Here is a 25,390-nt window from a genome sequence, read left to right as displayed (position 1 = left end):
TAATTTTATAACCTCTCCTATTTCCTACTACGTTTGGGAACAAGAAAATACCTACGGCCTCATCACATTTACCCACAAACCAATGTGGAAAGGGAGAGGGGCGGCAGCTCGAATTCCAACCGTTGGCCGCCTATTTGCAGGTTACGCTTTTCTGGTTGCGGTCCGGAATTGTATGTCACAACCACCGTCTTGCCCTCATGGTTACGGAAAGCTAACATGTTCCCAGGGGCAGACACTTTCAACCGCCGACTCCCGGGCTGTACAAAATGCGATAGGTGTTTCATCAAATAAAACTCATCGGTATAGACCACCTCACGTGTCTGGCGGTTCACCCTCACCAAGGAGTTTTGAGCCCAATCCCAACCGCTTTTGCCCGTCTCATCCAACACCATGTTCCAATACATATAGGAACTCACGCCATGGTTGAAACAATGCACCACGGCTTTCCAACTTTGTTCAAGCGAAGTCCAGTCGTTTTCCCCGTCACCGCATTCGTTTTCCGTCTGCATGTAACGGTAACGGGGGTATTCGCGCTGAATAACCGGTAGCGCTTGCTTTCCCGTCCATTGTACTCCGATACCATCGATGGCCGCAGCTGCATCCTTATCTTTCAAGAACGCACGCACATAATCGGGATTCGGATAGTTCACCGTACCTAGCCAAATCTCAGTATCGATACTGTCTTTCTTAAATTGCGGGGCCAGGAACTTACCGACGAAAATGGCCAGATCCTCGGGACGCCATGTACAAGACGGCCAAGCCGGTTGCCAAGCGATTTCGTTCTGCGGCATCACCATGCTGATGTTCACCCCATTTTTCCGGTATTCCTGAATGTATTTGGAAAAATAAAGTGCGTATGCCTCCAAATAGCCGACCTGCATGTTGAAGCCGGTCGTATGGATGAATGTAGCCCGACGGGGATCAAGACGGTTATGTCCCGTCCCTAATTTATCTACTCCATGGCTTTTCAGAGAATAATGCTCATTGATTTTCATCCAGATGGGGGGTGTCCACGGACTGGCCCACAATTTCAAGTCTGGCCTCAACTTCAAGGCTTCCTTAATGTAGGGTATCAAAGTATAACGGTCACGCCCGACATTGAAATTACGCATCTCATAATCGTCTTTCACGTCATCATAAGAGTAATAGGCAAAAGCATAATCGCTACAAGCTATCGGTGTACGCCCGTAAGCGAAGTTTATGCCTTCTTTAGCAAACAAGGCTTCCATGACTTTTCCACGTTCTTCTGCATCCAAACACTGCAAAGCATCCCAACCCAGTTCGTTGAAAGTCCCGCCAAACCCGTCTACCTCTTGCATCAGGCTGTCCGTATAAACATACACATCAGCCTTTCGCCCGTCATTTTTCAACACTTTGACCTTCTGCCCCTTCCAACGTTCCGTAGCTGTAGTCGTAACCATCTCAATCTGTTGAGCTGCCACCGAAAGATATGTGCATCCCAACCCAATCCATAATAATACGTTTCTTTTCATATTTATTGGTTTACAAATAATTTAAAAAATCAACATTTCATTTCACCGTCATCGTGCGTACCACATCTGTTTCCGGACGGAACGGACGGCCGTTCACCGTCACATTCTCCAACGTGTACCCTCCTACGCTCCTCTGTTTGTCGTAGTCTATGATCAGGCTAGGATTGATATTCCCCTCCGGGGCCGTCACCGAAATATTGCGGAAACGGACATTTTCGACACGGTTGCCCGGCGCACGGTTATACTTTTCACTGTAATCCACGCGCATCTCGAACAAGCGGGCTTTCGGCACGTCTTCTATGCGAATGGAATCATACGTCACATCGCGGATGGTATTCTTGTCACCGCAACCGATGGTAAGCATGCCGTCGCCTGCATGGAAAAGGATGTCGCAATCATGTATGCGCACGTTTTCCAATGTCTCGCCGGTCTCGCTACGGTCGTCGCCATGCGTCCCGATATTGACCGGATGCGCCCAGTCGCACCACAAAGTGGCCCTCGAAATGTCAAAGTCACTACTTCCTCCCCAATACCACCAACGGTGGTTGTAAAGGGCAATGCAGTCGTCCGAATTACGCAGGAACACGTTGTGGATTTTCACATGCCGGCAACACATCAGGTCTATGCCGTCGCTCCAAGGACGGGCAGAAAAAGACTTGAGGTTACGGATGGTGATGTTTTCCGACTGTCCGCCATATACCGTATAATGCTGTGGGTTCAATACGGTCACACCGTCCACCAATACGTCCTTGGAATAGGTGATTTCGATGCCGCGCAACGGATGGGCGATGATGCCCCGCCCGATGATGCGCACATCCTCGGCACGGTCTACAATAAGCCGTGCGCGGACCACCGCGCCCGGTGCCAGATAAACGGTCGTATGGCTTAGAATCTTGATTTCCCCGTTGGGCAAATCCTTGGGCTTATGCACGCCCGGTCCGAAATAAATCAGCCGTGCGTCCTGCATGAATATGTCCTGCGCGTTTGGAGCCGTCCAGTTGATAGTGCCCGGTTCATCGCCTGTATAGGTTTCCGTAAGCATGGCATTGGCAAAGACATGCAGGTTCTGTTTCCGCTCGCCGTTGAATTCCACACTCAGGAATTCCGGACGCTGCAAGGCGAACTCCACCGTACGCTCGTCCACCTGCCGGGCCACAATGCCCCGTGAAGCCGGTTTCACCTTCACTGCCATCCGGCCGTCTGCGTCCAAGGCATCGGCACGGCAGTTCCTGACCTTCACCATCACCGGCCCGCCCATCTCGAATTCGGCAAAAGAAGCGTGGCGGACCTTCCGCACATCCACTTCGCAATCCAGATTCGGAACTTGTCTCCACTCACTGTCACTGCCTGCAAGAGGCTTTACGTACACCTCGTAATCCGGATTCCGTTTCAGCCCTTCTTTTCCTTCGGGCCATTCGCTCACCCGTATTTGTGCCTGCACCGTCCAAGCCACCAGGCACAACAAGACGGCCATTTTACATTTTCCCATTTGTCTCTTTGTTTAATATGATTTTACGCACACCCGTATGTTCTCCGTCGGATACCTTCAACAGATATACACCGGAAGACATGTGACCGACCGGCATACCACATTCCAAACCTCCGGAAACCCCGACCGTGCCGACCAATGTACCGGACAGCGAATACAGGCCGACAACCGTATTACGGGCTGGAACTGACGAGAAGCGGACCGTAAGCCTGCCGCCGGAAACCTCCGCACACCATTCAGCTCCGGCCTGCGCCGTACTTTCCACACTGCTTCCCTCAGACACGACCTGCGTCCGGACTACGGGAAGCGCGGAGGCATAAAGCAGATTGCCCGTTTGCAACGCCGTGATTTCGGAACGGCCCGCCGACAAAGGTAAAAGACCGTGGCCGTTCACCACTTCAACCACGGAAGGAGCTGAACTCTTTAAAGCCACGGAAAGACCGGAAGTGGAGGATACCGGAGGCGTGAAAGCCTCATCGCCCACTTTGCATTCCGCCAACTCCCCAAAAGTGATGGCCTGCGTGGCGGCTCCATATAAAGCCGAAACCTGACCGGCATCCAAGGCACAATCGTACACGCGAACGTCGTCCACCCAACCGAAAAGAGAAGGGTCGGAAGCGTAAGCCGAACGCCCGATGAAGTTTTGCGTGGTCGCTCCCAAGGAAGACGGCGACAAGGTCAGGTTCTCGTTCCGGCCCACCTCTACCCCATTGGCATAGAGGATTCCCGTGCTCCCCTTTTGCGTCAGCACGATGTGCGTCCACGCTCCGGCTTTCATTTTAAAATTCGTGTTGATTTGCTGCTCATCCGAATTACCGCCCTGGGTGATGGCATAACGCAAGAAGCCGGTCTGCGCGGCTTGGACCGTCAAAAAGAAATTATTGTCCGTGCCCCGGTTGCAGTCCACAATACGTGCCCAATTCTCCACACGCTCAGGTCTCACCCAAAGCGACAGGCTGAAGTCCTTCCAACCCGATGCCCAACCGGAAGGAAAGGACAGGTGGCCGCCATTCAGGCGCACACCGGAATAGAACTTGCCGCCTTCGTACCCAACATTACCCACCAACTGTGCTACACCACCGTTCCACACGTCCGTGGCCTCCGTTCCGGAACCTTCGTCCAACGGCCAATACTGGCAACGGCCCACCTGGGGATAGGCTTTTACCTCGTCGGAAGCTTTGCCCTCGCCTACGGCATTCACGGCCGACACCACATAATAATACATCTGGCCGTTGTCCACTTTGTGATCCGTAAAACGGCAGTCCATCGCACGCCCCATCAAAGTATAGGGTCCTCCAAAGGAAGTACCGCGCCGCACTTGGTAATAGGCCGTACGCTCGCCAGTAGCCTTCCACGACAGTCCCACGAAACCGTTGCCCGCAAAAGCCTCCACTCCTGAAGGAGCGGAAGGCAAAGACAAGGCGGATGTGGAAGCGTAACCTTCTGCACACCCATTACTCTCACCGGCTGCATTGGAAGACCATACCTTATAATAATAGGTGGTGGCAGGCTCCAAAACGTCGTCCACGTACGAAGGTTCGGACAAATTGGTGGCCAACGTGACAAACGGCCCGTCAGGCGATGTGGCGCGGCACAGTTTATAAGCCGACACATGGCCTTGGGTGCTCCAAGAAAGTTTTAAGGCCGTGCTGCCCACTGTTTCCACTTTCAAATTCTCCGGCATGGGCGGCAAGGCCGTACCGGCAGCCGTCAAGGACACATGGTCGAAACCTACGGTATAGCCCAAAGGACGATAGGCACCACCGCAAACCCAGATTCCGGCCAAACAATCCACAGAGAATCTTATCTCCTGCGAACCAATAGAATGCCAATCCGTACCATTGTCCGATACAGAAGCCTCGAATACATTGCCTTTCCTCACCAACTTCAGCCACAATGGAATCCATGTATGATCACTTCCGGCCATATCGCCATCACCACTTACAGTATTACGCCACATGAAATGTGTACAACGCGTACCGTTATCTCCTATCCATAACATCACCTTCGGAGATGAAGCAGAAATGTTTTCCCGGACAGCTACACCAAACTTTTCTTTTAGTTGAGTTCCTTCCTGCTCTCCGGCATATATCCGGGTTACAAGTTCAAAATCACCACTCACTGCCGTATAAGTAAAATTACCCTCGGGATGGCTCGGATCGTAAATGTCACGTCCCGACCCGGTCAATAGGAATGAATTCCCATTAGAAGGAGCATACAGTGTCATTCCATTAATCATCCAATCTTCCCTACCGATATCTTTTTGTGTCCACCCCGTAAGATAAGAAATTACAGACCCCGATTCCGCCTTCACAGATATCGGTTCCGTCCAACCGCTCTCCCCAGACTGGTTTTTGGACCGCACCCGGTAATAATAAGTTTTCCCCGGAACGACGGCTGTATCGGTATACTCCGAAGTGGCATTGCCCGACCATCCTCCGATAGTCTCAAAAATGCCGTCTACAGAACTCGAACGTTGGATGTCGTAGCCACTGGCCAATCCTCCTTTCCCTAAAGTCCAATCCAAATCAATCTTCCGTAAACCTCCCACAGCTTTCAATCCTATGGGAACTGCCGGAACAGAATAAGGCCTATATGCCGTAGTCGTATCAGAACAAGTATACATCATACCGGTAAGCACATCCACGTTTTTGAGTTTCATCATCGAGCGCAACCAAGGAGCGTCTACTCCTTTCCGGTCTACATAATGATGATATACCATCTCATTGGCTAAAATACGGTTATTGGGTAAGGAAGAAGGTTTGTTACTGGACGGCGCAGGATAGTAAAATTTATGCCCTTGGTATACGATAGGTTTCCAATCTACGGGATGTTCGAGATTGAACTTGGCATAATATTCAAAACCTTTCAGCAACAGGTTGTCCTGATAGGAAAACATATCCACTCCCTGATTCCACAACGTCTGGCAGAGGTCTGCATAAAAATCAAGTCCAATCACTGCATGGGGCTGGTCACGTCCCATTTCCGTAGGTTGGCCGTCAAAGACAATACCTTGGTTGATACTACCTCCGCTTGCCCCGTTTTTATAATAGTCGATGGCACTGTTCACCATTTCGGCATCATCAAGATACACTCCGATGTAAAGGCAGCACGTGTTGGCCGGGCCGTCCCATCCGGGCCAAGATCCCGGCGTGCCCAAGAAATCCCGGCAAGCCGGATAGAAATAATCACGGGCCATTTTTTCAAAACGCTCCCGATCTTCCTGCTCCCATCCGGGATACAACCGGACGAGGTCGGCAGCTTTCATAAAAGCCGCTACCGGCAACATGAACAATTCTCCCGTCACCACGCTTTTTATGCTGTTCGACCAATCGTTCAATATGTCCACGGCACAACGGGCATGCGACTCATCTCCGGTCACATACCAACGCAACATGTTGTAATAGGCCGCCTTCGCATCGCGTTCGGCCCTTTGCCGCGTACCGTCAGACCCTCCTAAAGTAGGTTTCGGACTGGCTTTGAAATCTGCACGGGAATCCCGGAAATTGCACAAGGAATCCCACCCCTCAATCCAAGGATGTTCCTTAGCCAGGACTTTCTCTTTCATCCGGTCCAAATCGGCACGGGAATGGTTCAACCCCGGATGTACGAAAGGGGCTTGCAAAGTCTGCGAAAAGCCATACCCCACGAACATACATATCACGATACAAACTCCTGTCTTCTTCATTATAGTAAAATTTAATTTAATATCAACCTTTTGATTATTCCACTATCAGTACCGTTGTCGAACGCGGCTGTACCATCAAGACCTTATCCCTTACGACCTCTTTTCCGGGGAATGTATGTACCCGTCCCTCCGTCGGGACCGTCACATCAAATGTCTGGTCACGGGTACAGTTCATGGCTATCAGATACTTGCCGTAACGCAAGATATAGAAATCCCCCTTTCCGGCATAGACGCTTTCCTGTCCGGGCTTAAACTCCACACCATCGGGTATCCTCGCTATCGGGAGTTGTTCACCGGTATGAGCCGACTTTACCTCAGGATAGAAATTCCGTGCGGGAGAGAAAAAGAGATTGTTCCGTTCGGGACGGGTGTAGGTATATCCGCTCGGCGTATACCGGATGTCTTCGAACACGGTGGCCACACGGTCGCATTCTGGAGTGATGTAGTGTACACGCGCCAAGAAGTTCACCGCGAAATTGGCCCGCCAATACAAAGATGTGTATAGGATTTCATCCCCGTTCTTCAACGCCACCACGCCGACTTCCTCGTCCGAGAACAGCATGTCCGGCATGCCTTCCGACATGGGCAGACGTCCTTCACGGCGCGGCTGTTTCATAATCAGTTCATATTCGCCCGGCAAACGCAAGAGCGTATAGGTGGAATTCAATCCTCGGTCTTTCATCTTCTCCTTGACCACGGCAAAGAACTGGTTGTCCTCCATCATTTGTTGGGCGTATGCCACCGCTTCTGGATCCAACGTGGCGGCCGCAGCCATGATGGGCGTGCCCTCACGATGGTAGCCGCGCTCACCGTAAGTGATGCCTGCCGGATAATAGCCATGGTCACGCCAACCGATGACCGATTCGCCACGCATGGCGGCATATCCCTCATTATCTGGCGTGGGATAACGGAAATGACTCCGCGCATGCAGGATTTTCAACATCTGGGCACGAACCAAGGGGTCACGAGTGTCCGTCAGGCCGCGTTCACCCGTAGCCTCATAAAGATGCACCATCCAGTTCAGTATTTCGCCATAGCCGCCCACGTAGCCCAATTCCTTGCTCAGTCCGTCCTGTGAAAACTGGTAATATGTCTTCCCCAACGGCCACGTAGGCAGCCCGTCGGCCGACAAACTGCCCGACCACGGGGCTATGCCCATGGATTCATAAATGAACGCCAAGGCTTGCCAGACAGGCAGAGCCTTTTCCGGTGCAAAAACAGCCAACATACGGTTCACGTTATACAGATGTAAATCCACAATCATGCTTTGGTTGGTGTACGAACGGCGGTGTGTCTTGGCATAGTCCACACACGCGGCAAACATGTCCGTCCAGTTTTCCCTCCGCGTACGCCCGTTGGCCATTTTCCCGTCCCACACTTCACAAACCTCCGGCACGAATACATTCAAAGCCTCACACAGGGGACCAACTGTCAGCCATGAACCGTCGTAAACCGATTTGGGTTCACGGGCAAAACGTTCATAATATTGGTCGGCCGTACGGATGACTTGCTCTGCCACAGCTTTATTTCGGTAAGCCACCGTCCAAGGTTCGTGGTAAGCGTACGCCAAAAGGGCTGCAGTTTCCTGATCGATTTCCGTTTTCTTCATATAGCCGGATATCTGGCGGTTCACAAATTGCCTGACTTCCTCCATGACTTCTTCACCCGGTGCCGTACGCACCCGGCGCTCTCCCTGCTCGAATTCCCGGATTTCTTTCTTGGAAGGCCGGAACCAGGCCTCTGTATGGGTATACCCTTTATAAATGGCCTTCGACGGCTTCTCCATTACTTTCTGGTACGCGTCGAAAGAATTTCCGTAACGCGCTATACGTCCGGTAGAACGTATGCTCAATTCTATTTTCTCCTTCCCTTTCGTCATGCTGAACGGCAAGGGCACGGTGGTATAAGTAAAATGTCCCGGACGCGGCAAATCCTCATTGGCGATATCCAACACGTCGTAGTCGCCCAAATGGCGGTAGCCCACCTGCTTTCCTTCACAAAACAATATCAACAGATTACTGTTTCCACTGTCGGATCCCCAAAAACGGGCGGTGAAGTAATTCTGCCGGTCGGGATCTATTTTCATTGTAAAGGTCATATTGCCACCTTCCACCCGTTCACCGGGCACAGGTAACAACACACGAGCCGGTTCTTCCATCCCTCCTCTGACAATCTCGGTTGCCTTGTCGGAAAAACCATGTCTCCGCTCGGAAGACGGCTGTCCGAAGACAATCTCGTCCCAAACTCCAGCCACACGTGCTCCCCATATATTCACTGTTCCTATTACCCACACGACACACCAACAAAACCTCAATACCTTCATGGTTATTTTCTTTTTTCAATTAAAAATACAAAAACGTATCAGGATTCAATATCCCCCGACAGCTTTAAGATAAGCCCTTACCAACACACGGCCTTTCTGTATCTGGGCATGTACCGTACGGCGGCTAACATGGAGCTGCTGTGCAATCTCCTCGGCCGACTTCTCCCTGAAACGGTTCAGGTAATATACGTTCCGGCAAGCCAAAGGTAATGCCTTCATCCGTACATGTTCGCTCTCCACCAGACTTTGGGCATGTATTTTCTGCTCCATCTCGTCCGAGACTTCCGACCGGAAGTCATACATATACGAATAGACCTCAGCTTTTCTCACCCGTGCCCTCAGCCGGTCGACCAAAATGTTCTGGACGACCGTAAACGCAAGATTACGGATGGTAGCGGCACACACCATGTCCCCCATATTCAGGATTCGGATGAATGCATCCTGCACGGCATCTTCGGCATCCTCCATGTCATGGATACGTTTATAAGCATAAGCCACTAGCTTTTCGCGATAAAGGGCATAAGCTTCTGCCACCAACTGTTTTTTAGGAATTTCGTTCAGCTCTTTCATGATATTATGTGTTTTAATATTTATTCGCCTTTTGGACATCGCAAAATTATGGATTGGAAAATCAAAAAACAACCTTCCGTCCTTTTCATGGCGTTTATTGAGATTCCATCAGACTAAGAACTATATAACAAACTGGAAAACAAACATTTACCCCCCCCAATCAGCAGTCTGTAAAAATTGGACAGACTTGCAGATATGAGCTTCCATGCGGGGAACACCACTTTTTCAAGCCTTTTCCGCCTAATTTGCAAGGCTAAAACTTGCAATCCTGCACCTAAAAATATAAATTTGCAGACGTTAACGAGATAAATCGATTCATGAAAGCTTTTCGAACCCATCTATTGATATTCATCTTTGCCACAGCCTTCCCGCACCATAAATGTATTCCATTAATGGCGAATATCCTGCCATCCATACATTATATAACGGATGTGAACGGGCTGCCTAATTATACGGTATACAAAATCTTCAAAGACAGCCGAGGTTTGATGTGGTTCGGCACATTCAACGGCATCTGCCGGTTCGACGGCCGCTCATTTACCCATTTCCACATCGACTGCTCCAAACCGCTCAATGCCGTGACTGACATTGTGGAAACAGAAAAGGGAGAAATCTTGTTCGGTACACGCAACGGGCTTTATATCGTCAACCAACCATTGCAAACCTGTGAGCATATCTGTCCTCAAATCGACTATGTCAACGGATTCGGAACTGTAGGGCACACACTTCTCATCGGGGCAAGAAACGGCTTGTGGCAATACGAAAGTCCAGAAAAAGCCGAAGCCATCAAAATCGGGAACAACATCATTTCCAAAGGGAACACCATCAACGACATCACAGACGACGGCAAAGGAGGAGCATGGCTCTGCAGCAACGAGCGCCTGATTCACCTGAACCTACGGCAAAAGACCCTGAAAACGTTTGAAGCCCCCCCTCAACTGTTTACCGGTTACTTGCGTAATATCTGCCGCGTGGGTGAACGCCTGTTCATAGGAACAAACAACAACGGTCTGTTTGCCTTCGACCCGGCCACAGCTTCATTCCGTCCCTATATCAATATGGACTGCCCGGTCATCTACGATCTCTATTCCGATGGAAAAAGCCAACTCTATGTCTCTACCGACGGCAACGGAGCCTATATCATAGACACCCATACAAACCAAATCGTACGGAGGTTCCGGACGGACACGCCAGACTTCCCTCTTCCGGCCAATGCCGTCTATACTTTCTGGCACGATGCGGAACTCGGTATCAACTGGTTCGGCTTTGCCCAAGACGGTGCATGCTACAACTATTACCGACAACCGGTTTTCCAGATTTACCGGTACAAGAACTTCGACACCGGAAAGCTTACTGTACGAAGTTTTTGCATACACGACGGAGACAAAGCCATAGGCACAAGAGAAGGACTGTGGTTTATCTCGGAATCGCGGGACATCGTCCACTATTTCACTCCCGAACAACTCGGCGGACGCATCGTGACCAATATCCAATACTTCGGCGGGTATTTCGTCATCGCCACCTATGAAAAAGGATTGTGTATCCTCAATCCGAAAACGTTGGAACTGCACCATCTGGATCAGGACGAAAAACTGAGGAACGGTAATTTCAGCCGTATCGAACCCTTACAAAACCGGTTGCTCTTCGCATGCAGCAATATGGGCATTTTTGTGCTCGACACAGCCTTCAACATCGTCAAGCATTTCCATAGCCGCAACTCGGAACTACCGGACGGGTACATCTGCGACATACAGTTCGACCTTACCGGAAAAGGTTGGATAGGCAGCATGGACAAACTAGCCATTTATGACCCGCTTATACAAACCATCCAATCCAGAGATTTTCCTGAAAACTACTTCAATAACGAAGCTAACCTGACTTTCAACCTTTGCCGCAACGGTGACATATTGGCCATGTCGGAGACTTCCGTTTTCCGTACCAAATCGGACCTGAGCGAATATACCACATTGGACCTTTACGACCGCATACAGGTCGGAAACATCTTCTTCGTCACGGAAAACCGGCAGGGAAAATATTGGATTGGTACCGACCGAGGCCTCTTCCTGTTTGAAAAGGATTTGAAACACTACCGCCAGTTCAACGAGACCGATAACCTCCCTTCACTGAAATTCAATCGGAATGAATTCCAAGAAACCCCAGACGGCACATTCTGGTTTGGCTGTACCGAAGGGCTTATCTACATTCCCCGAAAAGACCAGACATTGCTCACACGCCCGACCAGAGGAAAAGTGATACTAAACGAAGCCACGGTAGACGGCTTGCCGTTGTCGCCGTCAGATTTCCACCTACAGTACACACAGTATAAAATCAGATTAGACTGGAATTTCCGCAGCCAAACATTGGCTATCGTCCCCCTCTTGCTCAACTACGGGCATCCGCAAGGCCGGTATTATGAATATTCGATAGACGGAAGCGATTTCCGTTCTTATGCGGAAGGGGAAAACATCTTGTTCAACAAACTAACCGTAGGCAACCACGACTTGAAAATCAGGTTAGCCGGACACGAGGAGACCGCTACGACGTGGCAAATCTCCGTGCGTCCCTCCATTCTGTTCTATCTGGAAACCTTGCTGTTCATCTTGCTGCTCCTCACGACATGGCAGTTCCACGTCCTCAAAACCAAACGCATGAGGATCAAACAGGCCTTTTCCCGCAAACATCAAATGGACATGGCCATCGCAGCCTCCCGGGCAATCAGGATGCAAAAGGAACGGGACGAACAGAAGAAAAAGGAATACGAAGAAGCACGGGCACAGGCTTTGTACCAAAAATCCAAAATGAACCACAATGAACACAAAACCATCTATAAAAAAATCAAGGAATGCATGGAGTTGGAAAGGCCGTATACCAACCCCAACCTGCGCCTCACGGAACTGGCCTCTATGGCAGATACGACTCCGGCCAAACTGTCACAAATGCTCAACCAACATTTGAAACAGACTTTCTTCGACTTCATCAACCTTTACCGAGTGGAGGAATTCAAACGCCGCGTGACAGACGAGAAGAACAGCCAGTACACAGTGTCGGCCATCGCTGAAGCCTGTGGCTTCAAACGTTCCACTTTTTTTGCCACCTTCAAGAAGTTCGAACATTGCACGCCCACAGAGTGGCTGCAAAAGAAAGAAGCTGAACGCCCGTCTAAAAACAAAGCGAAAGCGTCAAAAGACAAGCAAACCGGAATGGACTGACAATATGTCAAAAAGTAAATCCTTGCCTCACGAGAATCCGTGATTTCCACTTTTCCGTAAGACGAACCGGAAATAACGGATTCTCGTGAAGATTGAAAAAGTCAAGAAGAAAGCAAAATTTGCCCTTTACGTTCCTTATGGACTTGTTTACCGGCCCATGCAATACGGTTCACAAGAAACTTCCGCAGACAAGATGCAACGGAAGTACATTTTGGCACTTCGTCTATCCATGTTTTTACGAACCAAATAGAGTTTTTCCACCTCAAAAAGCCATACTTTCGGGCGTTTTCAGCCTCCCCAAACACCAAAAGGCAAAGGCACACCCGTCATTCTGCGCCGAATGATTTTCCACCTTGCTCCAAACGATTTTTCATTCGCCTGAAAGAAATTCGCATTTTTCCGGAATAAAAGGCGTTTTCCTGCATATATTTCGTATAATTATTCACGAAACACAATTTTCAGAGAAATTATTTCTATTTCCCGGCTTCCTGAAATCTTTATTTCACTTACATTTTGATTCAAAAACACACAATCGTATGACACATAGGCAAATACAACGAGTCCATAGCCCTTGCCCCCCTTAACCCGTCAACGGCGGAGGACATAAAAGCTGCGCTCCACAGGTTCGGCCGTCTGTACCTGCCCGGGCAAGCCGTATTGCCAGGCCACCACCGTCACCTTCACCGGGAACTTGGCACGGGGCGGGATACGGGTCAGGCGCAAAGCCGAACCTTCCACCTCGGCAGGTCCCTCCTTTACATAATAAGATACAGGAAGACCGCAATCCGAAACTGCCTTGAGCGACACCACATCCGTCCCCTCCCCGACATCTTCCAGACCGGGAAAGAGCAAACATTGCCGTTTACCCTCTTTAAGGGGATAAGGAATGCGGATGGTGAGTTCCTGTACCACACTCTTATGGCGGTCGTCCCCATCGTAACAAGCCACAAGACACATCTCTGCCGTACGCTTCACATTGCCTGTGCCCATGCGGTAGAAATCCACCTTGAATGTCGTATCGTCCACCACTTTCACCGGGCCGCAAATACGTTCGACATAAGGATGCCCCTTCACGTCCGGATGCACCACCTTGCGACGGAGGCTGTCGGTGAAAACAGGCCGCAAGCGGAACGTCAACCCGTCTGCTTCCGGTATGAAACGCGGATTGGCCTTGACATGCCGCTCTGCGTCATATCCCACCAAACGCCCCTGCTGCTCCACACCCAAATATAACAGTTCCTTCCCACGTTCTTCGGCATAACGGGCTTCCGTAAGTTCTGCCATCTCACGGTCGAAATACCAGAACGCATCATGCACGTCGCCCCTGTATTCCGCAAAAGGGGCAGCCTTGGCCCGACGCGGCTGCACGGGATGCCAACGTTCCGCCAGCCAACCGTCCTCGGGACGCACTTTCTTCAACTCTTGAACATGGCCTTCCGAAGCATCCTCCGGCAGACGCGCCTGCATGGCCTTCTTCACGAACAAGGCGATATATTCCGCCGTACGGTCCGACACATCGAAATGGCCGCGACCCGCATCGCACAAAAATGAAATGCAACTTTCGGGATACATCATACGGAATGCCAGGGCCGAATTGACACGGGCCTCCCACCACTCATACTCTCCCTCTACCATCAGACCGGGGATGCCGTCGATATTCCTCGTACGTCCCCACTCTATATTTTCGCGTCCGTAGCCAGTCAGGTTCGTGCGTGGGGCATCGCCGTGGTAAGACACCACGGCCAACGTACGCTCCGGATGCCAGGCGGCAAAGTTCCAAGGGAAAGTAGCCATGGCGGAATGGCCGAACGGCACGACGGGCGCATACGCCAGTTCCGCATATCCGCTGACCTCAGCCAAATCTTCCAACATACGCCAATACGCTTCCGGTGTACCCTTATCCGCATTCCACACTTGGTCCCATCCGGGCGTGACCCAAACCAAAGCCAGTCCCATGCCCCGGATGGCGCGGCGGAAAGACACATTCTCAAACAACGTCTCTTCACACATGTTGTGGTTGCCCACCATGACGGCTTTCACCCGATGGCAATCGTCCGGGATGTAAAGGAATGCCCTCGGATGCCCACCGGTCTCATCAGAAACAATGCCGGGTATGGGCACCGACCATTGCCATTCGGCCGCCCACCCCCGGCATACCATCAAAACTAATCCTAATAATAAAATTTGTCTTTTCATTGTTCCTACGCATTTTTTCCTGAAGAAACAACCTTCTTACCCCACGCAAAACCAATCCTCAAACTAACTGTTAACCTAATTTCGATGAATAAGTGCATGAAAAAACCAACTCATCTTTATCTTAAATACGTTCGAGAACCACAAAAGACTTATTCCAACCAGTTAAATAATACTAAACAGACTGATAGGCTCCCACGCCCTGTCACCGTAAGCCGGTTGCTCAGCCCAGGGATGGCCTCCGGACAGATATTTCCAATCCGGATTGAGGTCCAACACTTCACAGGAGGCACGGGCCGCGCCCAATGACAGACACCAGCCCCAAAGAAACAGGGCGCACAAATATTCCGGTAATACGTTCACGCCCTCGTTTGATTCGTTAATACCTTAAAATGTCACGCCGCACCTCCTGCCCATCGGTATAAAACACGACCGTCAATGTGGACAATTCTTTTGCCGTAGGGGCAAATGCCGTTTTCATCCGCAGTTCCTGCACACCATAAGGCAACAGTTTCCCGACTTCGCCTTCAGCCAACGTACGTCCATCAGCCAGCACCGCCACACGGGACGGACGGGAAGCCGACAAGCCATAGTTCTTCACTTCCAGAATCAAAGCCTGCCGTTCTTTGTCATACATGGGATAAGCCGCCGAAAGCATGGCCGGACGGTAATCCACGTAAGGCAAGGAAGCATAGCCGTAAAGCAAACCGCCCTTCTTGCCGCGTCCTAACAATTTGGGCGCGAACTCATCCGGGCCGATGCCGCTCCCCGCCCCATCGAACACCGCAATCAAATCCTTCCCTTCCTTACGGGTACGGACCACCTTGCTGCCCCGGCCGAAATTGACTTCAGTAAACGACCCGAAACGCAAGGACCTCACGTCTATGTCTTTTTGCGGGTTGAATCCCTGTTCCGCCCGTATCCTCACCTCTATGGCCTTCGTGCCTGCCGTAATAGGTTCCTTGTTAAGCACTTCCAAGCGCAATCCCGGATTCAACGGAATGCAAATATTCTTGGAACTATGGTTATCGTTCGGTTGGTCTTCCCATTTTATGGTGTCGATTACCGCAAAGTTCATCTGCACGGCACGCCCCGACTCGTCCTGAAATACCTTGGGACGCTCGTACTTGAACCAATGCTCCACCCGTCCGTCCGGATGCACGGACACGCCTGGCACGTAGGCTTCGCCTTGTTCCGTCACCCAATGCAACCCGTCCTTGGAACGTTGGTAATAGGCGATGCGTCCCAACCAATCGTTGACAATCAGATGATATTGCAGGGAATCGCGCCATACCACCGGGTCTTCAAACCGTCCCTCCACCGGAGGATATACGCTACGGTCTGACAACTGTTCGTAAGGAGCAAGGCCATCGCGGCTAATCCACACGCCACCGCCCCGGCACACCATCAGGTAAGAGCCGTCCGGCCTGCGCGCAAAAGTCAGGTTGGACAAGCCTTCCACGATGTTGCGGTTACGCGTATTGAAAGTGAATCTTCGGTACTGCCACGGCCCTTTCACGGAAGGGGCAATATAATACCCGTCAATGACATAAACCACCACGCGGCCATCCGCCAACCGGAACGCTTCGGGATTGTGTCCTTTGCCTATCGTGTCGCGCACGGTATACGGACCCTCCAAACGTTCGCCCACGGCATGGTATACCGTAGAGTTAGGCCAGAACATGTGTCCTTTAGGTGAGTTTTCCGGCCATCCGCAAACAAACAGATGGTATTTCCCGTCAGGCTCCCGCAAGATGTTTCCACCCCAAAAAGACGTTCCGGCCAATTCAATCCCATTATCCACCAGACGGGGACGGACACTGTCCGCTCCCCATACGTCGGCCGACAGGACTTCGCCTTTCATCGGTTGCAAACGGTCCATAAAACGGGCACCTTCCACTAAGTATTTCCAATCGGACGGACGCTCCCGTTCCGTCACTTGTGCACGGGCTCCCCAACCGAACGCAACGGCCAAAGAGAGCATAAAGAGTCTTTTCATTCGTTCCTTAGTTTTTATTCTACGGCAAAGATACCGCATTTGCGTCTTATCATGATAGGACAATCCCCAACAAGAATAGGACAAAAAAGCATTTTTCCCCCCCCCACACAACCGGCATCCCTATAATCATATATACGAAAATACGATACGAACGACCAACCTTTATCTTATTTTTCTAATATGATTAACACCGGATACAGGCTAAAAAGAGCGAGAAAATAAAATATCCTGAAAACAACCTTCCACCTCAGACAAACCTAATACCCTGAAACCACCTTAACCTAATTTCAATATTAACCAACTGCTTTCATTATCTTATACGCTTGAGAACGGCAAACTACTTAACCGTCCTCCCATTTTTTTTCGAAATTTCTTCAGAAACCATGTTTGCTATCACCGGACTGCCGTAGAAAGAGGAAAAACCGTCGGGCTTGCTACTGCTGCCCGTCACATGGGCAATGAAGAAACCATAGACACCCTCGCGCAAGTTAATCCAAGGGTAAGCTCCGGCCCATCCCGGCGAACTGATACGATAGGCCTCTCCGGTCTCCTCGTCCACCATTTCACGCCATTCGCCCAGTCCGTAAATGCCCTGATGATGACGTCCGAGCGCACGCTCCACATATTCTCCAGAAGCGACTTTAGCTGTTCCCACTTGGTCTGCCTGCATTTCTTTCACGGTGGCTTCCCCAAGAATACGCTGTCCCTCGAAAACGCCACCATGTATAATCATGTCTAAAAAGTTCATATAATCATTCAACGTCGTACACAGCCCGCCGCCCAACATGGGTGCGTGTCCTCCGTCCGTATTGACAGGAGTGAAATGGGAACAAGTCATGCGTAAAGGCCCGGCTAAAAGCTCCTGAAACAAGGTTTCAAATTCCTTCCCCGCAGCCGCCTCGGCCATGCGCCCGGCCACCTGCATGGCCAGACCGCCATACTCGAACCGCGCTCCGGACGTGAATACTGTATCTAAAGGCAAGATTTCCGCTACGGCCGAATCCAAATGGTTGTAATTATCGACCCGAGGTTCGGGCAAATAAGGCCGGATACCCGATGTATGAGACAACAACCGGCGTAAGGGAATCACGCCTTTCGGGTCTCCCTTGAACTCCGGCAGCCATTTCTCCACAGGGTCGTCCCATGACAGTTCCGTCCGGTCTACCACGGCGGCCACCACCGCAGCGGCCACCCACTTTCCGGCAGAGGCCACATAAACGGGAGTGTCCGGCGATACGGCACCGTATGACTTGCGGAACAAAACCGCCGTATCCTGTTTTACACAAATGGACGCACCGGGATAATATCCCTTGTCCACCCAACCTTGAATCAACGAGTCAAGCCCCGTAAAGTCCGGCTTCTCCCCGTGCGTTCCGTTCCCGCCGCCGCAAGCGGCCACCATGCCCCCTAACAGGCATCCCCATATCCAAACTTCAATTTTCTTCATACCTTTGCCATTTTATCATCCACCATCTATTCCATAATACGTTTTTCCGGCCCATTTTACTTATTCTATTTTGTTTTTTTTGCATTTCCCTTGTAAATGCGAAAAAAAATCATCCAAACCGAATGGTATCGACAAACGCCTTGACTATCTCACGACCGTCTCCATCTGTGGGATGTAAAGACTCCGAATGCCACTACAGCCCCATTCTTCATTCCACAAGAGCATACAGCCCACAATAGGTCTTCTTTTCTACATACTCCATTATTTTAAGTCCTAAAAGCCGGACTGTCTCACGACACCCCGGCTACACCATCTAAATTCCAAAAAAATAAAGAATCTTGCCGTCAACGAATGAACAGCAATTCGCGATACTTAGGTAACGGCCACATCTGGTCGTCCACAATCAACTCCAACTTGTCGATATGGTAACGGATTTGTTCCAACATCGGTGCAATGGTGTCATGGTAGGCCACGGCCTTTGCCCGTTCGCCTTCAATCTTGTTGGCCACCTTGCGAGCCTCGACCATCACATCCACGTGATCCTTGATATAGGCCGTGCGTTCGGAAATCTCCCTGATGATGGCCAGGTTCTCGGCCGACAATTTGCCGGCTTCTTCCGCACTGAACAATCCCTTCATCTTGTACACATTGTCTATCAACTTGCTTTGGTACCCGATGGCCACAGGCACGATATGGTTCATGGCCAAATCGCCGAGCACACGTGCTTCTATCTGGATTTTCTTGGTATAGGTTTCCCATTTCACTTCATTGCGGGCTTCCAACTCCACTTGGGTCATCACTCCTGTAGAGCCGAACATGGCAATGCTCTCTGCCGACAAGTAGTTGTCGAAAATAACGGGGCAGCTCGTCTCGCAATCCAGACCGCGCCGCTCTGCTTCGGCCTTCCACTCATCGCTGTAACCGTTCCCGTCGAAACGGATGGGCTTGCAGATTTTGATATATTTCCGTATCACCTGGATAAGGGCAGCCTCTTTGGTCTCGCCTTTATCCATCAAGGCATCCACTTCAGCCTTGAATTCCGCCAGCTGTTCGGCCACAGCGGTGTTGAGAGCTATCATCGCGCTCGCGCAGTTGGCCTCTGAACCCACAGCCCGGAACTCGAAACGGTTTCCGGTAAAGGCGAAAGGCGACGTACGGTTACGGTCTGTGTTGTCTATCAACAACTCAGGAATCTGCGGAATATCCAACTTCATCCCATGCTTGCCCTCCAAAAGGACCAGTTCCTCGTCAGTGCTCTCCTCCAGGTGGTCAAGCACACGGCTCAACTGCGTGCCGAGGAAAGAGGAAATGATAGCCGGGGGTGCCTCGTTGGCTCCCAAACGATGAGCGTTGGTGGCACTCATGATGGAGGCTTTCAGCAAACCGTTGTGCCGGTACACGGCCATCAGGGTGTTCACGATAAATGTGATGAAGCGCAAGTTCTCCTCCGCCGTCTTGCCCGGAGCCATCAGCAGCACGCCGGTATCGGTACCCAACGACCAGTTGTTATGCTTACCGGAACCGTTCACGCCCTTGAAAGGCTTCTCGTGCAGCAACACGCGGAAACCGTGCGTGCGGGCCACCTTGCGCATCAGCGACATGATCAACATGTTGTGGTCTACCGCCAAGTTGCATTCCTCGAAGATCGGAGCAAGCTCGAACTGGTTTGGCGCTACCTCGTTATGGCGTGTCTTCACCGGAATGCCCAGTTCCAATGCCTGTATCTCCAAATCCTTCATGAAAGCGGCCACACGGGTCGGGATGGCCCCGAAATAATGGTCTTCCAACTGTTGGTTCTTCGAAGCTTCATGCCCCATCAGCGTACGCCCGGTCAGCAACAAGTCCGGACGGGCGGCATACAAGCCTTCGTCCACCAAAAAGTATTCCTGCTCCCATCCCAAATAAGAAACCACCTTCTTCACAGAGGGGTCGAAGTAATGGCACACCTCTACCGCCGCCTTGTCCACCGCACGCAAAGCCTTCAGCAAAGGAGCCTTGTAATCAAGCGACTCACCGGTATAAGCGATGAACACGGTGGGGATGCACAGCGTGTCGTCTACCACGAATACGGGCGAAGAGGGATCCCAAGCACTGTAGCCGCGCGCCTCGAACGTGTTCCGTATGCCCCCGTTGGGGAAGGACGAGGCATCGGGTTCCTGCTGCACGAGCAACTTTCCCGAAAATTCTTCCATCATCCCGCCTTTGCCGTCGTGCTCCACGAAAGCGTCATGCTTCTCTGCCGTGCCTTCCGTCAACGGTTGGAACCAGTGGGTGTAATGCGTCACCCCCAATTCCGTAGCCCAACGCTTCATGCCCGAAGCCACCTCGTCGGCAATGTTGCGATCCAAAGCGGCACCATGGTCCATGGCATCCACCAACTTCGCATATACAGTACTGGACAAATACTTGAACATCTTCTCGCGGTTGAACACATACTTGCCGAAATATTCACTGGGGCGTTCCGTCGGAACAGCCACTTCTTTCGCCTTCACATGGAAGGCACTCTCTACAACCCTGAATCTTAATTCTGACATAATCACCTAAGTATTTTGATTTCCATATTATTCTTGCCGGTTACGGCCTGCCTTACAAATCGTAGGCAGATTCACCGTGTTCGTAAATGTCAAGCCCTTCTTCTTCCACTCTCTTGTCCACACGGATGCCGACCAGTTTGTCCACTACCTTGAACAGCACGAAGGTCATCACCGCACTGAACACCATCGAAATGACCGTGGCCGCAATCTGAATCCACAACTGGTTCCAATCTCCGTAAAGCGCACCCTGCACGCCATCTTCACCAGTGACAAAACGGGTGGCAAACACGCCGGTAAGCACCGACCCGATGATGCCGCCCACCCCATGCACGCCAAAGGCATCGAGGGCATCGTCATAACCGAACTTGGGCTTCACCACAGCCACCATCCAGAAACAAACTGCCGACGTTATCAAACCGATACACAACGCTCCGAACAAGTCTACCGAACCTGCCGCCGGAGTAATGGCCACCAAGCCCGCCACGGCACCCGTACAAGCCCCCACCGTAGTGCATTTCTTGTTGACGGCCCAATCAATGGCCGCCCAAGTGACGGCTGCCATGCACGTGGCGATATGCGTCACCAGAAACGCATTGGCCGCCAGACCGTCGGCTGCCAGGCCGCTTCCGGCATTGAATCCGAACCAACCCAACCAAAGCAATGCCGTGCCTAAAAAGACAAAAGGAATGTTGTGCGGAGTGATGGGACGGCCTGCCCTATAATCCTTACGCCGCCCCACCATAAGTGCCATCACCAATGCGGCCACACCTGCGTTGATATGTACCACCGTGCCTCCGGCAAAGTCCACGGCACCCATTTCCATCAGGAAACCGCCGCCCCATACCCAATGGGCCATAGGCATGTAGACCAGTATGCTCCACAACACCGTGAAGCACAAGAAGCCGGCAAACCTCACACGTTCGGCGAACGCACCGAGAATCAAAGCCGGTGTAATCAGGGCGAACATGCACTGGAACATTACGAACAGCATTTCGGGAATGCCGGTCGCTGTCAGCGTGTCCAAACCTATGCCGTTCAACATCACCTTGTCGAATCCCCCGATACCGTATTTAAAGAAACCGCTGCCTTCATATCCGGTGCCGAAGGCAAGGCTATAGCCGAAAGCCACCCACAAGATGCTGACCACCCCGGCTATGGCCAGGCTCTGCATCACCAGGCTCAGCATGTTTTTCTGACGCACAAGGCCACCGTAGAACAAGGCGATTCCGGGAATCGTCATCATAAACACCAAAAGGGTTGCCACTATCATCCAAGCCGTGTGGCCTGAATCCAATATCATTGATGTATCCATAATCTTACTTTTTTATCATTCAACTAAGTTTTTAACCTTGGCGGAAACCGTCCCGCCTCACTTTTCCTGTTCCGCGTTATAAAGCGCGATGTCACCGCGCTCCCCCGTACGGATCCGGACGGAATCCTCCACCGGGATGATGAAAATGCGCCCGTCGCCGATTTCGCCCGTATAGGCAGCCTTCATCACGGCTTGCACGGTCTTCTCCACGTTCTTGTCGCGCACGACGATGGACACCAACATGCGCTCGATAGAACTGGTGTCGTAGGCCACGCCACGGTAAATACGCGCCTCGCGCATCTTGCCCACGCCCCTCACTTCATAATACGAGAACCACTCGATGTCTGCCGCCAACAAGGCATCCTTCACATCATCGAACTTGGTCCGCCGAATAATCGCTTCAATCTTTTTCATAATTAACCCATTTATATTACTGATCCTATTCTTTCTTTTTATGTTATCCCTTCAAACAACCTTACTTACCTTGTCCAAAACCAACCTTTAGGAATTATCACATTTTTATTATGCTTAGAAACTGAGTCCTGCCGTAAAATAGGCGTTCTCCGTAGCCGGGTTCCATGTCACCTTGGCAAACAAAGGCAAGGCAAACGATTGGGTTACCCGAATCTCCTTGGCCGCCCACAAGGCTACCTCGGACACTTCAAAGCCCGAACAACCGCCATTATAGAAAGATGTCTCCCAAGGCACGGCCGCCACCGTGGCATTCCAATCCAAACCGCCTAAACGGAAAGGAGCGGAAAGTGCAAAATAAGAAGAGTAAGCCCGCTTGCCATCCTCTTTCAACCCGTCGTTGCCACCGATGTTCGTGTACCAGTCCACGGCCAGGAAGCCGAAGTCATACCCAACCTGCGCTTCGTAAACATGCAACGTGGAATTGCTGCCGAAATGGAAGTACTTCCCGTCAATATCCGCTCCCGTCTTGAAATTCGTCCCCTTGCTGAAACTGTAATCGGTAACCGACACGCTGAAACCTTTTATGGCATAGCCCAAAGTCAAATCGAACTCTTTGGCATATTCGCTGCCCCAAGAGGCTGAACCCCATGCCGTAAGCGAAAGGCCTTTCCACGAAAGCGAAACGGAAGGCTGTATGCTGACATCGCCTAATTCCTGGCCACGCCAAATATAACTGCTCACCAAGTCTGCCCCGACTGAGGCTTCCACCTTGTCTTGCGCTCCTGCTGCCACCGGAACAAGCGTTGCCGCCATCCCTAAGGCCATTGCTTTCTGAATCTTCTCCATCATACTTCTTACCTTTTTATATGAAACATAACATACCAACTCCATTCTGCGCGTAGAAATTTTCTTTTTGTATAACTGTAACCACAAATATCAATCAATATGCTTTTGTTTAATGCAAAGTTATGTCTTTTTGATAACTCAATAAACAAATTCGGTTTCCTTTTTACAAAGAATATTTGAGTAGATTGCGATTTATTAGCACTTACACAACAAAACCTTTCTGATTATAACTATAAAGACCAAAATACTCGTGTTCTTTCACCAAAATAAAAACCGTTGAAAACTTATTTGCCAAAAACGCCCCATGCTCCCAAGCCCTGTACGTCCCCATATTATTGGAAGCGATTTCATAATTCTCCCTACACATTTTACAAATTGTCAAAATGCCAAGCCAACCACTGCGAGAATCATCCATATCCCTTCTGCCGCCGACAGTCACGAAAAAAACGAAATCTCGCACGCCGGACTTTTATCCCAATGACATCTTACACAGGCATTTCGTGTACACGCAGACAGACGAACAAGTCATTGAACCGCACGTCGGCCGACGGCACGTAAGCTTCATCCCCGTATCTGCCGACATCCTGATTTCCGTTTCTGCCCCGTAAACAGGCCACAATAAGAGAAAAAACGAAGAGAGAACCTCGTTTTTTCCACCGCAACAAGACCTTTCCACCTCCGTTTCAACACACCGCTGCACTGACAAGAGGAGAAAAAAAGTGTTTCTTCAAGAGACCGAAAAACCAATCTCTTGAGATTGAAATACATATATACAGAAAAAGGCCGCATATATGCAGCCTAAAACTTATATTTATTCAAAACTCGCGTTTTTCCACCTCATTATATCCGGTTTTCACTTCACAGAAAAAAGGAAAAAGCTATCATCCTGCAATAAAACAAGAAACAAACGCGACAATTTGCCAGGTCTTGTTTTCCTCGGAACAAACCGGACATCCCCGAAAGCCCAAACGGACTGTGCCGGAAAACCCATACAAGCCTTCCGGCACAGCCCTATCGGATATTTCTTATCAGAAATAAAAACCTAATCCTAACTTCAAGCCGACCTTGCTTCCGTCCGAGAAGTCATTCAGGCTCATGTGGTAATATACCGCCGGCTCTATCGTGATGAAACGGTTCACGAAAAAGGCATACCCCACCTCGGGGCATAGCTGCACGTTGTTCACGCTCTTGGTGGCATGCTCATACTGCAAACCAAGGCCCATATAAATGCCGTTTTGCGTGAAATAATAACGCCCGCCTACTCCCATCTGGAAATGGTCGGTCCAACGCGTATGGTCGTACCCCAACTTTCCATAAAGCATCCACGCCTTCTGTATGAAATAACCTCCATTCAGCTCCAAACCGAAATTCAACTTCTCGTTGGAACTATAGGATAACCCCAAACTGGTGGTGGAAGCCGACACATACGTAGTCCCCTTCTCAAATTGTGCCTTCGCACCCATTGCCGCCATCATCAGCAGCAAGGACAGCATTAACTTTCTCATATTATCTTTTTTCTTGATTAATATCCATATCATGTTCTTGTTTATCCGCCAATTTTTCACGCCGCCGGTAAAGATACCACAACGCCACCAGTATCACGGCATTTAAGGCCATCGTAGCCCAAATATGCCGGCTGCCCATATCCGTACGGGGGATGAAATAGGCATACACCGCTACGGAATATAAAGTAAATCCCAACAAGATAACGGTGGATTTCCGGAACCGTCTTCTTTTCATACCCTTGTCTTTTTAAATTGTAAATACAAAGGTAGCAATAATCGGTGAGATATGGAAAAGTAGAGCAAAGTTATTGAAAAATAGGCTTTTTGAGAAAATAGCTTCTGTAACCGGATGACGGGAAAAGTCAAGT

17 protein-coding genes are annotated in these 25,390 nt (G+C 50.6%); 2 read left to right on the top strand and 15 right to left on the bottom strand.

What is annotated here, in order from left to right; genetic code table 11:
- Window positions 1-68 precede the first annotated feature (68 nt).
- Genes AC5RDV_RS09615 through AC5RDV_RS09595 form a run of 5 tightly spaced genes read right to left on the bottom strand, consistent with a single transcriptional unit; the run spans window position 69 to window position 9,563 of the window.
- A complete protein-coding gene (locus AC5RDV_RS09615) occupies window positions 69-1,493 on the bottom strand; it encodes a glycoside hydrolase family 30 protein (protein WP_282748453.1) in 1,425 nt (474 codons plus the stop codon).
- 37 nt (window positions 1,494-1,530) lie between these two features.
- The gene (locus AC5RDV_RS09610; protein WP_282748454.1) at window positions 1,531-2,982 is read right to left on the bottom strand and encodes a glycosyl hydrolase family 28 protein; all 1,452 of its coding nucleotides are present in this window, start codon (window positions 2,980-2,982) and stop codon (window positions 1,531-1,533) included.
- Entirely contained in the window at window positions 2,969-6,670 is a 3,702-nt protein-coding gene (locus AC5RDV_RS09605) for a LamG-like jellyroll fold domain-containing protein (protein ID WP_282748455.1), read from the bottom strand. The genes AC5RDV_RS09610 and AC5RDV_RS09605 overlap by 14 nt, the downstream gene beginning before the upstream one ends.
- Window positions 6,671-6,704: 34 nt before the next feature.
- Window positions 6,705-8,993, bottom strand: a complete 2,289-nt coding sequence (locus AC5RDV_RS09600; protein WP_282748456.1) for a hypothetical protein — start codon at window positions 8,991-8,993, stop codon at window positions 6,705-6,707.
- A 45-nt stretch (window positions 8,994-9,038) separates the two neighbouring features.
- Window positions 9,039-9,563 carry an RNA polymerase sigma factor gene (locus tag AC5RDV_RS09595; protein WP_282748457.1) on the bottom strand — a complete coding sequence of 175 codons (525 nt, stop codon included), beginning with the start codon at window positions 9,561-9,563 and terminating at the stop codon, window positions 9,039-9,041.
- A gap of 392 nt (window positions 9,564-9,955) precedes the next feature.
- Between AC5RDV_RS09595 and AC5RDV_RS09590 the strand changes: the two genes are divergently transcribed.
- Window positions 9,956-12,772 (top strand): two-component regulator propeller domain-containing protein, encoded by a 2,817-nt coding sequence (locus AC5RDV_RS09590; protein WP_494222155.1) that lies wholly within the window; start codon window positions 9,956-9,958, stop codon window positions 12,770-12,772.
- 588 nt (window positions 12,773-13,360) lie between these two features.
- Here AC5RDV_RS09590 and AC5RDV_RS09585 read toward each other — a convergent pair.
- From AC5RDV_RS09585 to AC5RDV_RS09550, 8 genes are all read right to left on the bottom strand, one after another.
- Window positions 13,361-14,968, bottom strand: coding sequence for a hypothetical protein (locus tag AC5RDV_RS09585; RefSeq protein ID WP_282748459.1), 1,608 nt, complete (start codon window positions 14,966-14,968; stop codon window positions 13,361-13,363).
- A 162-nt stretch (window positions 14,969-15,130) separates the two neighbouring features.
- Window positions 15,131-15,328, bottom strand: a complete 198-nt coding sequence (locus AC5RDV_RS09580; RefSeq protein ID WP_282748460.1) for a hypothetical protein — start codon at window positions 15,326-15,328, stop codon at window positions 15,131-15,133.
- A gap of 16 nt (window positions 15,329-15,344) precedes the next feature.
- A complete protein-coding gene (locus tag AC5RDV_RS09575) occupies window positions 15,345-16,964 on the bottom strand; it encodes a glycoside hydrolase family protein (protein WP_282748461.1) in 1,620 nt (539 codons plus the stop codon).
- A 337-nt stretch (window positions 16,965-17,301) separates the two neighbouring features.
- The gene (locus AC5RDV_RS09570; protein ID WP_282748462.1) at window positions 17,302-18,411 is read right to left on the bottom strand and encodes a serine hydrolase domain-containing protein; all 1,110 of its coding nucleotides are present in this window, start codon (window positions 18,409-18,411) and stop codon (window positions 17,302-17,304) included.
- A 344-nt stretch (window positions 18,412-18,755) separates the two neighbouring features.
- Window positions 18,756-20,945, bottom strand: coding sequence for a glutamine synthetase III family protein (locus AC5RDV_RS09565; protein ID WP_282748463.1), 2,190 nt, complete (start codon window positions 20,943-20,945; stop codon window positions 18,756-18,758).
- Window positions 20,946-20,997: 52 nt separating this feature from the next.
- Window positions 20,998-22,257, bottom strand: coding sequence for an ammonium transporter (locus tag AC5RDV_RS09560; RefSeq protein ID WP_276787328.1), 1,260 nt, complete (start codon window positions 22,255-22,257; stop codon window positions 20,998-21,000).
- Between the two features lie 57 nt (window positions 22,258-22,314).
- Entirely contained in the window at window positions 22,315-22,671 is a 357-nt protein-coding gene (locus AC5RDV_RS09555; RefSeq protein WP_008624169.1) for a P-II family nitrogen regulator, read from the bottom strand.
- Between the two features lie 114 nt (window positions 22,672-22,785).
- Window positions 22,786-23,520 carry a hypothetical protein gene (locus AC5RDV_RS09550; RefSeq protein ID WP_428388979.1) on the bottom strand — a complete coding sequence of 245 codons (735 nt, stop codon included), beginning with the start codon at window positions 23,518-23,520 and terminating at the stop codon, window positions 22,786-22,788.
- Between the two features lie 380 nt (window positions 23,521-23,900).
- Here AC5RDV_RS09550 and AC5RDV_RS09545 point away from each other — a divergent pair, with 380 nt between their 5' ends.
- Window positions 23,901-24,125, top strand: a complete 225-nt coding sequence (locus tag AC5RDV_RS09545; RefSeq protein ID WP_147639870.1) for a hypothetical protein — start codon at window positions 23,901-23,903, stop codon at window positions 24,123-24,125.
- A gap of 420 nt (window positions 24,126-24,545) precedes the next feature.
- On the opposite strand, the gene AC5RDV_RS09540 is transcribed toward AC5RDV_RS09545, so the two are convergent.
- The gene (locus AC5RDV_RS09540; protein WP_008624175.1) at window positions 24,546-25,022 is read right to left on the bottom strand and encodes an outer membrane beta-barrel protein; all 477 of its coding nucleotides are present in this window, start codon (window positions 25,020-25,022) and stop codon (window positions 24,546-24,548) included.
- 1 nt (window position 25,023) lies between these two features.
- Complete coding sequence (locus AC5RDV_RS09535) at window positions 25,024-25,257, bottom strand: hypothetical protein (RefSeq protein ID WP_276787332.1); 234 nt, start codon at window positions 25,255-25,257, stop codon at window positions 25,024-25,026.
- Window positions 25,258-25,390 lie beyond the last annotated feature (133 nt).

It is taken from the genome of Paraprevotella sp. (assembly GCF_986071375.1).
This window is presented reverse-complemented; position numbering and strand designations above follow the sequence as displayed.